This is a genomic window from Clostridium sp. OS1-26 (genome assembly GCF_030915445.1).
GTDB lineage: Bacteria > Bacillota > Clostridia > Clostridiales > Clostridiaceae > Clostridium_AM.
This window is the reverse complement of the sequence record NZ_CP133264.1, coordinates 4,886,662-4,901,301: the sequence shown is the minus strand read 5'-3', so window position 1 is coordinate 4,901,301 and position 14,640 is coordinate 4,886,662. Positions and strand designations below refer to the sequence as shown.

Annotated in this window: 13 protein-coding genes and 4 pseudogenes; 13 read left to right on the top strand and 4 right to left on the bottom strand. The window is 33.0% G+C overall.

Translation table 11 applies throughout. The annotated features are described in order from the left end of the window. Nucleotides 1-107: 107 nt before the first annotated feature. Nucleotides 108-374 (top strand): annotated as a pseudogene (locus RCG18_RS24265) (IS3 family transposase); the annotation flags it as partial. A gap of 122 nt (nucleotides 375-496) precedes the next feature. Here the strand turns inward: RCG18_RS24265 and RCG18_RS24260 are convergent. Beyond that, on the bottom strand, nucleotides 497-799 hold the full coding sequence (locus tag RCG18_RS24260; protein ID WP_374119167.1) for a winged helix-turn-helix transcriptional regulator: 303 nt from the start codon (nucleotides 797-799) through the stop codon (nucleotides 497-499). 191 nt (nucleotides 800-990) lie between these two features. On the opposite strand from RCG18_RS24260, the gene RCG18_RS24255 reads away from it, so the two are divergent. Next, nucleotides 991-2,940 (top strand): NAD(P)/FAD-dependent oxidoreductase, encoded by a 1,950-nt coding sequence (locus tag RCG18_RS24255; RefSeq protein ID WP_308038552.1) that lies wholly within the window; start codon nucleotides 991-993, stop codon nucleotides 2,938-2,940. A gap of 130 nt (nucleotides 2,941-3,070) precedes the next feature. Here the strand turns inward: RCG18_RS24255 and RCG18_RS24250 are convergent, their stop codons facing one another. Further along, the gene (locus RCG18_RS24250) at nucleotides 3,071-3,349 is read right to left on the bottom strand and encodes an FCD domain-containing protein (RefSeq protein ID WP_308038551.1); all 279 of its coding nucleotides are present in this window, start codon (nucleotides 3,347-3,349) and stop codon (nucleotides 3,071-3,073) included. 98 nt (nucleotides 3,350-3,447) lie between these two features. Here RCG18_RS24250 and RCG18_RS24245 point away from each other — a divergent pair. Then, nucleotides 3,448-4,448 (top strand): annotated as a pseudogene (locus RCG18_RS24245) (IS3 family transposase). After that, nucleotides 4,439-5,161, top strand: a complete 723-nt coding sequence (locus RCG18_RS24240) for a glycoside hydrolase family 3 N-terminal domain-containing protein (protein ID WP_308042103.1) — start codon at nucleotides 4,439-4,441, stop codon at nucleotides 5,159-5,161. Before RCG18_RS24245 ends, RCG18_RS24240 begins: the two are co-directional and overlap by 10 nt. Before the next feature lie 91 nt (nucleotides 5,162-5,252). Here RCG18_RS24240 and RCG18_RS24235 read toward each other — a convergent pair whose 3' ends face one another. Then, nucleotides 5,253-6,137, bottom strand: a complete 885-nt coding sequence (locus RCG18_RS24235; RefSeq protein ID WP_308038550.1) for a GNAT family N-acetyltransferase — start codon at nucleotides 6,135-6,137, stop codon at nucleotides 5,253-5,255. A gap of 488 nt (nucleotides 6,138-6,625) precedes the next feature. Then, a pseudogene (locus RCG18_RS24230) lies at nucleotides 6,626-6,862 on the bottom strand (hypothetical protein); the annotation flags it as partial. A 1,002-nt stretch (nucleotides 6,863-7,864) separates the two neighbouring features. On the opposite strand from RCG18_RS24230, the gene RCG18_RS24225 reads away from it, so the two are divergent. From RCG18_RS24225 to RCG18_RS24180, 9 genes and pseudogenes are all read left to right on the top strand, one after another. After that, nucleotides 7,865-8,383, top strand: coding sequence for a PadR family transcriptional regulator (locus tag RCG18_RS24225; RefSeq protein ID WP_308038549.1), 519 nt, complete (start codon nucleotides 7,865-7,867; stop codon nucleotides 8,381-8,383). Next, on the top strand, nucleotides 8,380-8,949 hold the full coding sequence (locus RCG18_RS24220; protein WP_308038547.1) for a flavodoxin family protein: 570 nt from the start codon (nucleotides 8,380-8,382) through the stop codon (nucleotides 8,947-8,949). The genes RCG18_RS24225 and RCG18_RS24220 overlap by 4 nt, the downstream gene beginning before the upstream one ends. Before the next feature lie 140 nt (nucleotides 8,950-9,089). Next, nucleotides 9,090-9,515, top strand: a complete 426-nt coding sequence (locus RCG18_RS24215) for a DUF4345 domain-containing protein (protein ID WP_308038546.1) — start codon at nucleotides 9,090-9,092, stop codon at nucleotides 9,513-9,515. A gap of 21 nt (nucleotides 9,516-9,536) precedes the next feature. Continuing rightward, the gene (locus RCG18_RS24210) at nucleotides 9,537-9,665 is read left to right on the top strand and encodes a hypothetical protein (RefSeq protein ID WP_308038545.1); all 129 of its coding nucleotides are present in this window, start codon (nucleotides 9,537-9,539) and stop codon (nucleotides 9,663-9,665) included. Nucleotides 9,666-9,730: 65 nt separating this feature from the next. Next, entirely contained in the window at nucleotides 9,731-10,900 is a 1,170-nt protein-coding gene (locus RCG18_RS24205) for an alpha/beta fold hydrolase (RefSeq protein WP_308038544.1), read from the top strand. Between the two features lie 928 nt (nucleotides 10,901-11,828). Beyond that, nucleotides 11,829-12,713 (top strand): IS21 family transposase, encoded by an 885-nt coding sequence (gene istA, locus RCG18_RS24200; RefSeq protein ID WP_308038543.1) that lies wholly within the window; start codon nucleotides 11,829-11,831, stop codon nucleotides 12,711-12,713. Nucleotides 12,714-12,715: 2 nt separating this feature from the next. Next, nucleotides 12,716-13,294, top strand: a complete 579-nt coding sequence (locus tag RCG18_RS24195; RefSeq protein WP_308038542.1) for a hypothetical protein — start codon at nucleotides 12,716-12,718, stop codon at nucleotides 13,292-13,294. Then, nucleotides 13,291-14,057 (top strand): annotated as a pseudogene (gene istB, locus RCG18_RS24190) (IS21-like element helper ATPase IstB). Before RCG18_RS24195 ends, istB begins: the two are co-directional and overlap by 4 nt. 2 nt (nucleotides 14,058-14,059) lie before the next feature. Beyond that, the gene (locus tag RCG18_RS24180; RefSeq protein WP_308038540.1) at nucleotides 14,060-14,500 is read left to right on the top strand and encodes a hypothetical protein; all 441 of its coding nucleotides are present in this window, start codon (nucleotides 14,060-14,062) and stop codon (nucleotides 14,498-14,500) included. Nucleotides 14,501-14,640 lie beyond the last annotated feature (140 nt).

The window sequence follows — 14,640 nt, the reverse complement described above, 5'->3', positions numbered from 1 at the left end:
AGATATTGACATAGATCCATAATGCCATATTCTTGAGTTAGGTTAAAATATGCTTGTGAAGTGTAATCGACTAAAGAAAAGGGAGTAATCCCTTTTCTTTAGTCGATTTTACCAGCGGTAACTTTCAGACATTACTACGTACACATGGAGCAATATCAAGTGTCAGTAGGAAAGGCAATCCATATGATAACGCATTATTGGAATCATTTTACAGGACAATAAAAAGAGAGCTTATTCAGGATGCTAATTTTGAAACACCCGAACAAGCTCAACAAGAAATCTTTAAATATATTGAATTATACTACAACACAAAGAGGATGCATTCCTCTCTTGGGTATCTTTCTCCTGCCCAATTTGAGGAGTTGAATTCATAAAATTTACTTAACTTTGTGTCTATTTTTTGTTGACAGTTCCACAAAGCAGCATAAAATCTGTCCAATGAAATGGGTTCAGATCACGACTGGCGGCTTTTTTCGTCAAGGCATTAAACCCATTATTAATTTTCGCCAATAATAATACCGTTATCATCCAGGTACTCAAGCCCCCAGTTATCCATGGCATTCAAAATTGGATAAAGGCTTTTGCCAAAGCTCGTAAGTTTGTATTCTACTTTAGGTGGCACTTCGGGATAAACTTTTCGCTCAATCAAGCCATCTTGTTCAAGATTACGCAACTGTCGGGTCAGCATTTTTGACGTTGCATCAGGAATATAACGTGATAATTCATTAAATCTCAAAATTTTGTTATCATTCAAATACCATAATATAAGCGATTTATATTTTCCGCCGATTAAGTCCATGGTAGCTTCAACAGCGCAACGATAATGTTCTGGTTTACGTTTCAAAATTATTCCCCCTATCTATCATTTATGTCAGTATATATCAAAAAAGTGCGTTCTTGCAAGTAGTTTGGTGGATAGTTATAATGAAATCACAAAACGTTAACGGAATTGTACTATATTTAACTTAATCGATTTGAAGGGAGAAAAAAATGACTGAATATAAGAAATTATTTGAGCCAATTCAGGTTGGCCCGATTACATTAAAAAATCGTTTTATCATGCCGCCTATGGCGAATAACCTGGCGAATGCTGACGGAACACTTAGCCCCAATTCCATTGCCTATTACACAGAACGAGCACGAGGGGGTGTTGGATTAATCATAACAGAATGTTCAGCAGTAGATTTTCCCCATGGTCTGATCGTTGAGCGTCAGCCAAAGGTGAACAGCAATTCCGTTATGCCGGATTGGCGTCGGTTGGCGGAGTCTGTACATAGCTATGACACAAAGATTATTGCACAGATTCATCATGGTGGTTTTCTTTCAGACCCGGAATATAACAATGGAGAACTTTGTATGTCGCCTTCGGGGTATGATGGCGACCTTTGGTTTAAGGCCAGAGAAATGTCACATGATGAAGTAAACGAAATCATCGAAAAACATATCTTCGCTGCAGAAATGCTCTATAAGGCTGGCTTAGATGGCGTCGAAGTACATGCTTCCTCAACATACCTGATCAATGAATTCTTAACGCCTGAATATAATCATCGAACAGACGAGTATGGTGGAGCACTGGAAAATAGGGCACGCATATTGACAGAAATTATTTCTGGAATAAAAAAGAGGTGTCCTGGCAATTTTATGATCAGTGTTCGTCTTGCTATCAAAGATTTAGAGATTTCTAATGGGCTAAGTATCGAAGAAGGGGTTGAGGTGGCCCGTCTATGTGAAACGGCAGGTGCTGATATGATAAACGCCACCATGGGCTTTTTCAAAAGTCAATGCATGGATACAGAGAGCCAATGGCAAGACGAAGGTGGTCGGTTATATATGGCTACTCCGGTCAAAGAAGCCATGACAACAGCAAAAGTGGCGGCAGTCGGAAAATTTCGCACCCCATCTTTCTGTAATGAAGTGATAGAACAAGAGAAAACCGATCTTATTTGCATTGGCCGCCAGTTACTATGTGATCCATTCTGGGTTAGAAAACTTGAGTGTGGCCAAGAAGAGCAAATTCGGCCTTGTCTGAATTGCAATGATGGATGCTTAAATCAATTATTTCGTCATGGAAATCTGCGTTGTGCAATCAATCCATATACTGGTTATGAGCATCAATACAGCGAACACAATGTGCCAGCCGCCGGTATTCGTAAAAAGGTAATGATTGTCGGTGGTGGTATTGCGGGTATGCAGACGGCAATTATTGCTGCTAAAAGAGGTCATGATGTGACAATCACAGAAAGAACTGACAAACTGGGAGGGCAAATGATATTGGCGGGTATGGCACCCCATAAAGAAGTAATTCAGAAGGCATTGCATTGGTATCAGCAGGAGATTGAACGGCTTTGTATAAATGTAAAGTTAAATACAGAGACAGATGCCAAAATGCTAAATTCAAATGCTGTTGATGCGATTGTTATTGCAACAGGAGCAAGACCCGTAAAACCTCCGATTATGGGCAAAGAAAAGGTTACCACAGCATGGGATATTTTAGGTGGTAATGAAGAAATGCTTTCACAGGGAAAGACAGCTGTGATCATCGGTGGTGGTATGGTTGGCTGTGAAACGGCACATTTTCTGCACAAGAAAGGTTATAAGATTACAATTCTTGAAAAATCAAATGTGATATGTACAGATGAAGAACCAATGCACCGGGAATTTTTAGAAGCATACCTGCGAGAAAATATACGGATTGAAACAGGGGTTTTGGTAACGGAAATTGCTGACAGTGAGGTTATGTTTGAAACTGCTGATGGAAAGGAAGCGGTGGTTCGGGCAGACTTAATCATCTCGGCAGTCGGCAGTCGGCCATATGGCAGAGAAATCATTGACAGCTTAGATGCTGCAGGAATTCCAGTTTACCAAATTGGCGATAGTGTTAAAGTTGGAAACATGCGTTCAGCAACCAGAAGTGCTATGGATGTTGCATACCTCATATAAGCAGTAAAGACATATCAAGAATTTGGAGGCATTCATTAAAAATAGTAAAGTCGCCGTTTCCGAATCGGGAAAATGGCGACTTTTCGTATATGAAAGATATCAATCACAAAGCATCGTTTTGTTTGTTTGATCAAAGTTCCATATCATGATCAATCATAGTCAGATAAATTTGTTTACATTTTTCACGCTGTTTATTTCGGATCGCATCACATAAATCTCTATGTATATTATACCCGATTACCTGTTTGGCAGGAACGGATTTACTTTTCCAGTCATCATGACGGAATTTTATAATATTCAGTAAATATTGATATATCGCTTCTCTGGCAAGGGTATAGCTATTTCCATACAACGTATTATGAGACATTTTACATATTTGCTGGTGAAAATCTAAATCTGCCTGAGCCAATTGTTTATATGATTCAATTGTATTTTGATGTTAGTATAATATTGTATACACGAAAAGCCGAACACTTTACAATAAAGAAAAGAGAAGGAAGTGTTACAATGGCAACAGGTCAAAAACAATATACAGAAGAATTTAAAAATACAATAATAGAACTTTACAACTCTGGAAAGACTTTAGCAGAGTTAAGTAGTGAATATGCCCTTTCTAAATCAACCATAACTGGATGGATTAAAAAAACCAAATCTGTAACTATAGGTAAAGATACAGCAATAACAACAGCAGATTATCAAGCAATTCTTAAGAAAATGGCAAAGCTTGAAGAAGAAAATGAAATACTAAAAAAAGCTATGGACATATTCGCAAGGAGGTAACATCGGTATTTGAATTTATCATAACCAACAAGAAATACCATGATATTAAACTAATGTGCAAAGTTCTTAAGGTATCTAGGAGCTCTTATTACCAATACCTAAGAAAGAAGCCTAGCAAAAGAGATTTAGAGAATAATAACATTGCGAAAGCAATTATAGATATACACAAAGCTAGTAAAGGCCGTTATGGAGCCCATAAGATACACGCATCTCTAAATACAATTGGCATAACAATTAGCATAAAAAGAACTCAAAGGTTGATGAAGAAAATCGGAGTAAAATCTGTAATAACAAAGAAATATAGACCATCTACTTCTAAGCATAAAATAGAAGAAAAAGAAAATATACTCAAAAGAGACTTTCAAGCTGAGAGTATCAACAAGAAATGGGTAACTTATATAACCTATATTCATACTATCAAGGATGGATGGTGTTATTTAGCCTGTCAGTATACAAGCTCCGCTTTTAAAGAATATATAGTAAACACTAATTTAATCACTCACTCTTTTAGCTCTAAGGGATGTCCTTATGACAATGCTTGTATCGAATCTTTTCATGTATCCCTTAAGAAGGAGGAGGTAAATCTTGTTACATACTTAGATTTTAATTCTGCTAGGCTTGCTATTTTTGAATACATAGAATCCTGGTACAACATAAGAAGGCTGCATAGCAGCATTGGATATATGACTCCACAAAAATGTGAAGACTTAGCTAGAAAATCTGCATAATTTGTTCAACTTTTAGTGTCCAAGATATTGACATAGATCCAAATCCCAACAATCCTGTAATAGGAGACAGATCATTTGGCTCCAATGCCCAAATTGTAAGCAAATTGGGTGTACAGACCATGAAAGGTATCCAGGCTGGTGGTGTAATCCCAGTTGTCAAGCATTTTCCAGGACATGGTGATACATCTGTTGACTCTCATGTAGGACTGCCCGCTGTCAGCAATGATCTGAACAGGCTTAAAAGCTTTGAACTGATACCTTTTGAAGCTGCAATCAATAATGGAGCAGATTCAGTAATGGTTGCCCACATATTATTATATAAAATTGATCCGGCATATCCTGCTTCGTTATCGAAGACAATAATTACAGATATTTTAAGAGGGCAATTAGGCTTCATGGGTGTAGTAATTACTGATGATATGACTATGGGTGCAATTGTCAAATACTACGATATAAGCAATGCTGCCGTTAGATCAGTTAATGCAGGAAGCGATATAGTTTTAGTGGCCCATGGTTATGATTATGAAGAAAAAGTAATTAATGCTTTAATAAATGCAGCAAGAAATGGCACAATTTCTATGGAAAGAATAAACGAAAGTGTATACAGGATACTTAAGTTAAAACAAAAATATAACTTAAATGATGCTACAATAAACTCAATCGATGTTAATAAAATAAATAATGATATTCAGGCTATTCTGCAGCAATTATAGTAAGCTGGATAATAATTTATAGAGATTTCTTTTATCTAAGAAGTAATATAACCCTACTAAAATTTTAGTAGGGTTATATATTTAGAATCAATTATGGCATTAAATCAAGCTCCATTTCAAACTGGGAAACTACTTTTGAAAATCCTACCTTGTCTAAGGTTTTTTTAGTGTTGTAGTCTTGAGGTGGTATGTTATAATATCTAACTTTACCACCTGAAAAATTCTCATGTTCGGCTATAAGCTTATGAAGCAAATAAGTAGCGACTCCTTTTTGTCGACATTCCTTCATAACAAACAAATTCATTATCCAATGTAGCTTTCTGTTAAAGCTTATGAATCCCATAGGTTTATCTTGAAAAAAAGCTTCATAATATACCATGTTTTCATCTGAATTTATCATTGCGCTTCTGTTACACTCCCAGGATGGCTCCCATTCTGCAAATTCGGCGTATTTGTTAAGTATGCTTTTATCAGCACTTTTTATGTCATAATCTAAAGGTTCCGTTTTCAAAGCTAAAGGTCTATCAAGATCCATACTATAGCAATCAAATTCCCTAAGTATTTTGAAACCAGCCTTTTGGTAAGCTTTAATAGCTCTAGAATTATTTTGAAGTGCTTCTAATACAAAAACACTAACATGTCTTTTAAGCAACTCTGGCAAGGCAAAGCTAAATAATTCATTAGCATATCCTTTTCCTCTAAACTCTTTAATTATGCCAGTAGCAGCATCAAAAGCACCTGTTTGGTTTTTCCATTCACCAATACCAATTAAAGTGAATCCCACTAAGCTATTGTCATAGAATAACCCGGGACTTGTGCTTAAATCTACTCCATTTTTTACACTTCTTGCAAAAAGGACTTCTCTTGACATATAAGACATATTCATAGAATAGTCTGAAAAAGCTTTATTAAATGTTTCAGCTATTTCTTCCCAAGATGTATTTGTAAGAAATCTAATTTCTATTCTTGTATCCATAAAACAATCATCCTTTCACTTAGTATTTATATATAGGGTTCCTAAGTCTAAAATTAACTTATACATATAGTTAACAGTTGAAATTACTAGATTTTGATTAATGTATAAAATAAGTTTTGGGTATGGAACCATATATATATGGTGTAATAAAAATTTTGCATTTTTTAGATGCAAAATCCTTCAGCTTAATAGGTTCGAACCTAAGGATTTTAAAGCTAAAGAAATGTATTTAGATTTTTGCAACTTATATATTAAGGTAAACCAGTAGTATGACATATTTATTTTTCAACGGTGTTTCCACAAAAAAATACTATACTTTGATAGTCTCCATATTATTCAAATTATATTGTAATATGTAAAAATAGTCAACTGTGAATACTTATTCCACTAAAGTGGTAAAAATCTAAAAAATGATGTTCTTAGCCACAGCAAACCCTCCTTTTATTGCTTTATATGCACCCGATAGAATCCGAATAATCGTTTATTTTCTATTCTATATAGTTAACGGCATTTTCTTTTCTTGTTGGCGCTGTTGTCGGATTGCTGTCTTTTTCTCCAATTAAAATTATATGGGAAGGAGAGTATTCATGTGGTATTTGTAACTTCTCCAAATATTCGCCTCTTTTAGCGCTATTAAACAATGAACCTGTAGAGCCTATCCAGCAATAATCAAGACCAACCGCATGGGCTGCAAGCATTATATTTTGAGACGTTAAGGCTACATCACTTTTAGCATGAAATGAATTTTTTTCTTATAGAAAAATAGGTTTAGGTAAAATATAGAAAAACCTCACTTACAACTGATACGGAGAATCGTATCATAAGTAACTGAGGCTTTGGAGGCCATGTTTCCAAAGACAACACATGTGGAGACTTGTGTGTTGCTACAACGAAAAACTATATAGAAATCCTTAATTTTAGGCACTTCTTCAACCATTTTGTTTTTACAAATGAGGGTGATAAAATCCGTAATAAACAGTTAAAAAAATATATTAATGTTTCTGTAGTTATTGATATGGAGTGTGGGAACACAACAGAATAAAATTAGAGATTAAGTGATACTGTGAAAAATGGTATTCATTTTTCAGAATTAGGCGTTCATAGATGAGCGTCTAATTTTTTGTCAAAAAATTAGAAAGGGAGTGATTCACGTATAACGCAAAGAACAGAAAAATGAGAATTGTGCACAACCATTGAAAACTAGTAGAAATTTTCTTAGTCTGTTTAATTACCATTTATCTAAATGAATGTGCGAAGCACAAGGCTTGCCATTGATAAAACACAGTCAGTTATGTATCTTTCTAGAGTAGAATAAAAAAATATCAGAAATAAGCTATCTATCTTAAATATAAAAAAAGAAAAGAGGTAAAACATGTGGAACAAAATATGTAATTTCAAACATGGAAAAACATTCGGAAATCTAGAATATGCTGGTGAAAGGAATATTGAAAAGTTTTCTACGAATAGGCATTTATCACTATTTCGCTACAATTTATTTTAAGATGGTGGCAAGTTTTTTCGTTATATTTTTAAATATGTTAACATTCACATTTTTCATTCTTTTAGTTATATGAATCAAATATTTATCAAGGCAAATTTAGTTTTTATTAATTAATTTTTAATTAAATAAATCAATAATGTTGACAATATTATTATAACGAGTTAATATGTATCTATAATATATATATCGAAATGATATATATTATAAATATATATGGAGGTGAAAAATGTTAGAGTATATTATTCTTGGTTTTTTAATGAGCGGTGAAATGAGTGGATATGATTTAAAGCAAAAAATGACTGAAAGTACATCAAACTTTTTTGATGCAGGTTATGGAAGCATATATCCTGCTTTGAAAAGAATGGAAGCTAAGTGTGCTATAAGTTTACGGGAAATTGTTGAGGGAGGAAAGTATAAAAAATTATATGCTATAACTGAGTTAGGAAAATCAGAGTTTTTGAATTGGCTTGAACTGCCAGTGGAATTTTCAAGGACAAAGCCAGATCACCTTATAAAGATATTTTTCTTCAAGTTTTTGCCGAAAGAAAGGGCAATAGAAAAGCTGAAAGCTTTTATTAATGAAGTAGAGCCTGTATATAAAAAATTTAATGAAGCTGAGAGCAAGGTAAAGGGAAAATATGATACTTTTGAATTTTCTACATTGATTTTTGGAGTCGGCTATTACAATTACGTAATAGAATGGAGCAATAATTTGTTAAAGGAATTGAAAGGAGAAATTTTATGAAGATAATAACTATTTTAGGAAGTCCGAAAAGAAACGGCAAAACTGCGAAAGCTCTTGACATGCTCGAAGGAAATCTTATTTCACAGGGACACGAGGTAGAAAGGGTGCAACTTAGTGACCATATTATTAAAGGATGTATCGGGTGTTATGCTTGCATGGCAAATAACGATGGGCCTGGATGTATTTTGAAAGATGATGCGGTATTGATATTTAAACGAATGATATCGGCAGATGCTGTTGTATATGCCTCTCCTATTTACTGTTATGATTTCACCTCTCAGTTAAAGACTTTTATTGACAGGCATTATTGTCTTACAATAAATTTTGGTTCTCCCAACCACACATCATCAATTGAGGGAAAGAAGGTTGCTCTTTTAATTACATGCATGGGTAGTGAAGAAGGAAATGCAGATCTTGCAGAGGAGATTTTCGATAGGTCAATGAGAAATGTGCTAAAATGCAATTTAATTGGAAAATATACTATTCCATTAAGCGAAGCACCTGATTTTAATGATAGAGCTAAGGAAGTAGCTAATAAGTTGACAAAAGATATAATACAAAAATAACGTTTGTAAAAAGTATTGATTCTGATACGAGGAAATTTATTTATCTTAAATTGAGAAAAGAGATAAATAGTTGGATTATAATAGATTTTATTTTGTAATTTATAAGAGAGGAAGTGTGAATTAACTTGAGTAAAGTAAATATGATAAATAAGAACATCAAGAGTAAGGTTGTGTCGAAACGTATCATGCAGTTGATATTTGCTCTAATAGCGATTTTAGCCATATACACAGCTTATCTAGGATTTGCTTATGGTGCGGTTAATTGGTATTATGGATTTTCAGCTGAGCAGGGGTATTCAAAAGGGCTTCTTATGCTAGACAGCAACATGCGTTTTTACAGTGGATTATGGTTAGGTGTCGGAATTATAATGTTGTGGATGATCCCGCGGGTTGATAAGGATAAGAGCACGCTTCGTGTTATTGCGATCTTCTTTTTTCTTGGTGGAATTGGTCGCTTGATATCCATATTAATGTGTGGCCTGCCTTCATATATGTACATGTTTTTCGTGCTACTTGAATTTAGCTTTCCGCTTCTCACGTTGTGGCAAAAGAGTATCTTGAAATGATGTATAATTTAGGGTACGAATATGAGTATTACAGGACGTGTAGAAGCTTGCGTTGCCACGAAGAAAAACTATATCAATGTTTCTGAAGAATATATGGCATGGAGACAAAATAGAATAAAATTAAATATTAAGGGATACTGTGAAAAATAATATCTATTTTTAATATAGAGTATATTTTTTGTATTTTGAGTACAGCGAAAGGAATGATGGTTAATATGAAAAATGATGTTGATTTCAATTTAGGTGAATATCAATTACATGCTAATCCTAATTTCAATTATCAATTAAACCGGACCTACAACGTAAGTAATGGGAATCTTGATGAAATTTTAGAACTCGCTAAAAAAATAACTGATATTAAAGCATGGGAAAAAGAAATGATGGTTCTTGCTAAAAAAGCTTTAAAGGAAGACAGAATAAAAGATGCTATTGCATATTTCAGAATGACAGAATTTTTTATGTATGACGGTAATCCAGACAAAATAAAAACATATGATAAGGCAATAGAATTGTTTTATAGATATCATGATGAATTGTTTCAATCTGGAATATTAAAGTTTGACCATGTTCCATATGATCAAGGGTATCTTCCAGTAATACATGCCGTACCTGAAGGGGAGTGTATAGACACAATTCTAATACATGGCGGATTTGATTCCTATATGGAAGAATTCCTTCCTTCATTATTGTATCTTAGGGAAAATGGATTTGAGGTATATCTATTTGAAGGTCCAGGTCAGGGAAATCTCTTAAGGAAACAAGGAATTACATTTTCAATTAAATGGGAAAGGCCTGTAAAAGCTTTACTAGATTATTACAATTTAAGTGATGTGACAATAATAGGCATATCCATGGGGGCTATTCTGGCACCAAGGGCGGCGGCGTTTGAAAACCGAATAAAAAGAGTTGTAGCCTGGAGTGTATGTGTTAATATGCTTGAATTACTTCTTGACGCTGTTCCTAGAAAAGAAAAAGAGACTTTAGCAAAATTGCTAAGACAAAATGATAAAGATACTATAAATAATATAATGTATAACCAGATGGAGAAGGAACCTTTAATAGATTGGTCAATGCATCATGGCTTTTATAATATGGGAGTAAATAACCCTTACGATTATATGCTTGCAGCAAATAAATATGAATATAGGGATGTTGCGGATAGGATCACACAGGATTTTATGTTACTAGGTGCTGAAAAAGATCATTTAATACGTATAGAAAAATATAAAGACGCTATTGATAGTCTTAAAAATGTAAAATCATTAACATACAGAATGTTTACGGAGAAAGAGAATGCAGCAAGTCATTGTAATACTGGAAATCCTAAATTAGTTCTTGATACTATCATTTCATGGATAAAGATTATTAAAAATAGAGAGGAGTAGTTTTTAAGTCATCTATAATAAAAAAATTTTAAGAATTACTAAATCAATTAAGGATATAGTAGCAAACACAGATTCAAGTAGAAAAGCTATGCCAGCCAATCAAAAAACGATTTTGAAAAGACTTTCAGGTAGAATGGTAGCAGACAAGAAGTTACGGAAAAAATACTTTAACAAGAAGCAAACGACATAAAAAACAACATTATAGATGACAATGTACAAGAGGTGCAATATGAGATTGCAAGAGAATGTGTTTCAAATTTTGATAAGATTTTGTAAGACTTACTTACAAGGGAACAGCAAAAGAAACTGCTGCATCTGTTAATCTCAAAATTCACTATAAATAAAGCTAGGGAGATTGAATCAATAGAACTTAAAATAAATGATAACTTGATAATGTATTTAGGTAACGGAGGAGAACAAAGTCCAGATGGAGGATGTTTTCCTTCGTCTTTTATTTCGAAAAGAATGTTGATTATAAATCCTGTGAATATAAAAATAAGCAGATAATTAATGAATACAAATATAAAAATTAATGTATTACCTTGAGATGTTTTAAATTCATTAATAAAAGTAGAAAAATATATATTACTGATGGTAATGTAATGAGACTAATTATATGAAGAAAGGAATAACAAAGAATTAAGTAGTAGAAACAACTCTTAAGCTAATAAAAAATAATGAAAATATAAGAAGTGTAAATTTAAGAGGTGTTGTACGTGAGATATATGTTTCTCTGGTAAGAAAAAGGCCTAAGGTAAACAGTGAAATTTAATTGTCAGATAAAAAATTATATCAATGTTTCTGAAGGATATATGGGATGGAGTGTTGATTTATACTTAGAACTGACCCACCTTTAACGAATAAAGTTGACCCACCTAGATTGATAAATTATCCTAGTCTTGTACTAAAGACTAGGAGGAAAATAAGGGTGAAAGATGTGAAGGATTGGATTACTATTAAGACCATGCATAATAGGGGAATTCCAATTAGACAAATAGCAAGAAATCTAAAAATATCAAGGAATACAGTTAAAAGACTAATAAAATATGAGGTGGAACCAAAATATAAGAAAAGAGACTATACAACTAAAATTGATGAATATCTTGATCAAATTCAAACATGGTATCTTAACCTTGAGTACAACTTTATTGGGACAAGGATATATAGAGAATTAAAAAAGCTCGGTTATGAAGGAAGTATCTCTCCGATTTATAGGTATATCAATACATTGAAAGATGAAAAAAATAATATCTCATTAAAGGCTACTAAGAGAATAGAAACTCCGTTAGGAGATCAGGCTCAATTTGATTGGGCTCATTACAATATGTACATAAATGGAGAAAAGATAACAGTCTACTGTTTTGCTTTAATATTATCAGCGTCAAGAAAAAAAGTAATCTTGTTTTCCAGGTCTTGCGATGGCGAAGCCATTTATGAGGCAATACATTTATTGTTTAAAAAGGTTGGTGGTGTAACAAAAGGGATACTAATTGATAATCCGAAAGCTTTGGTTGAATCAAATAAGTCAGGTGAAGAAGTTATTTTTAATACTAATGCCCTTAGATTAGCACATTATTTAGGCGTTAGCCTGAATGCCTGTAAGCCCTACCGGGCTAGGACTAAAGGTAAAGTAGAACGGCCATTTCAATATATTGAAGAACAGTTTGTAAAAGGAAGTAGATTTAATTCAATGACAGAATTAAATGAAGCTGCAGATATATTTATAGAAGAAGCAAATAATAAGCTACATAGTACAACATTAAGAGTAACAAATGATTTTTTGCAGAAGAAATTCCACATCTATCTCCGATAAAGATGGAACCATTCATTATGTCTGATCTTAAAGAACGAAAAGTTAGTTTAGATTCGTATATTTCTGTTGATGGAATAAGATATAGCGTTCCAGTAGAATATGTGGGGAAAAAGGTTTTATTTAGGGTCATATTAGGATACAAATTAGAGGTGTTTAATAAAGCATTAGACGTGATTTCAACACATGAGATTACTAAAGAAAAAGGAAGAATGGTTACTATAGATATACATTATGAAGACTTAAATAATATAGCTCCAAAATCTATTCCTGAAATAATAAGGCAGTTTGAAAGTACATTTACTAATGGTAAAACCTTTTATAAGAAGTGCATTCCACATTTGAAACAGCCTAGTTACCATTTAAGAGAATTTATAAAGCTAAAGGAGCTTTATGATATAAAGTCGTTAGACTTAATTTTAGGCTATTGCATAAATAGAAATGTTTATACAATTAAAGAAATTAGAGATGTTTTAAAAACAAAGTATTTTGAAATTGTAAAAGGAATTAATACACAAGTAGAACTCCTCACTATGGAAGATACTAGTCGTGATTTATCATATTATGAGGAGGGTCAATTTTGAGTATAAAACATAATATTGACACATCACCAGACCACATAAAATCTCTTTTAAAGCACTTCAAATTATTAGATATTCAGTTGAATTATGAAACCGAAATAGCATACGCTATAGAAAATAGCCTTGGACATAGAGAATTTTTAGCAAGATTATTAGATATAGAAGCTAAGGGTAAAAAAGAAAGAAATACTGAACGTAACATTAAAGCTGCAAGGTTTGAAGGGATAAAGACTTTAGATGGATTTGACTTTACTTTTCCAGATAAAATTAATAAGGATAAAATACGAGATTTAGAAACACTCTCTTTTATAAATAATAAGGAAAATGTAATTCTTCTAGGCCCGCCAGGGGTTGGAAAAAGTCACATAGCTATCGCATTAGGCGTATTGGCATGCCAAAGTGGTTTTAAAGTTTTATTTACCACAGCTCAAGAACTTATGGACAAACTATATAATAGTTATCTACAAGGAACTCTGGAAAGCAAATTTAAAGCTTTTAATAAAATTAACTTATTGATTATTGATGAACTTGGTCATTTTCAAATGGATAAAGAAAAGAGAGTATCTTCTTTCAAATCATCCGCCAACGATATGAAAAGCACTCTCTAATAATTACTACCAATATACCGTTAGGTAATTGGGATAATGTATTTACAAGTAAATTGGCTGCAACAGCCATACTTGATAGACTAATGCATCACTGTCACTTAATAAGTATAACAGGCGATAGCTATAGAGTAAAGGGAAAAAATAAGGGGGAATCTTAACAATGAGCTCTGAACATAAAGATTTGGACTTTAATAAATTTATACATATTTTTAATACAGAGGGTAAAAAGGCAGCAAAGGAATTTGTATCTACTATTGCAGATATCAATTATGACTATTTTGTTAGGCTATTAAAGAAATATACAGGATATGTATACAATAGAAGTTTTAAAAGATATGAGATTCCCTCTAATGATGAACATACATTTATTAGTATGAACGATTTATTTAACAAAGATAAGGGCGATGCTACAAAAGTTGTAGCATCTATCCCTGAAAAAATCTACTATAAAGATCCTGTTGATATACTAAATATAGATATTCTTCAGGATAGGCTTATAGAGTTATCAAAGTATATTAAAATAAGTCAAAGTACTAAAAATATTGAAATTAACTTAGCTCGCTTACGCGAAAATGGTTATAATGTTGACGTTATAAAATAATCATTTGGTGGATCAGTTTTGCTCGTTAATGTGGGTCAAAAGTAGTTGACAATCTACAAATATTGGGAAAATAATATTTGCTATACGTAACAGTTCCTTCATAGAGAACATAATATAGCATAGAAACACATATGAAAGTG

Coding starts and splice junctions, on each gene's coding strand:
- RCG18_RS24225 (WP_308038549.1), top strand. CDS start 7,865: ATGTTAGAGTATATTATTCTTGGTTTTTTAATGAGCGGTGAAATGAGT.
- RCG18_RS24220 (WP_308038547.1), top strand. CDS start 8,380: ATGAAGATAATAACTATTTTAGGAAGTCCGAAAAGAAACGGCAAAACT.
- RCG18_RS24210 (WP_308038545.1), top strand. CDS start 9,537: ATGAGTATTACAGGACGTGTAGAAGCTTGCGTTGCCACGAAGAAAAAC.
- RCG18_RS24215 (WP_308038546.1), top strand. CDS start 9,090: ATGATAAATAAGAACATCAAGAGTAAGGTTGTGTCGAAACGTATCATG.
- RCG18_RS24255 (WP_308038552.1), top strand. CDS start 991: ATGACTGAATATAAGAAATTATTTGAGCCAATTCAGGTTGGCCCGATT.
- RCG18_RS24235 (WP_308038550.1), bottom strand. CDS start 6,137: ATGGATACAAGAATAGAAATTAGATTTCTTACAAATACATCTTGGGAA.
- RCG18_RS24195 (WP_308038542.1), top strand. CDS start 12,716: ATGGAACCATTCATTATGTCTGATCTTAAAGAACGAAAAGTTAGTTTA.
- RCG18_RS24260 (WP_374119167.1), bottom strand. CDS start 799: ATGGACTTAATCGGCGGAAAATATAAATCGCTTATATTATGGTATTTG.
- RCG18_RS24180 (WP_308038540.1), top strand. CDS start 14,060: ATGAGCTCTGAACATAAAGATTTGGACTTTAATAAATTTATACATATT.
- RCG18_RS24205 (WP_308038544.1), top strand. CDS start 9,731: ATGAAAAATGATGTTGATTTCAATTTAGGTGAATATCAATTACATGCT.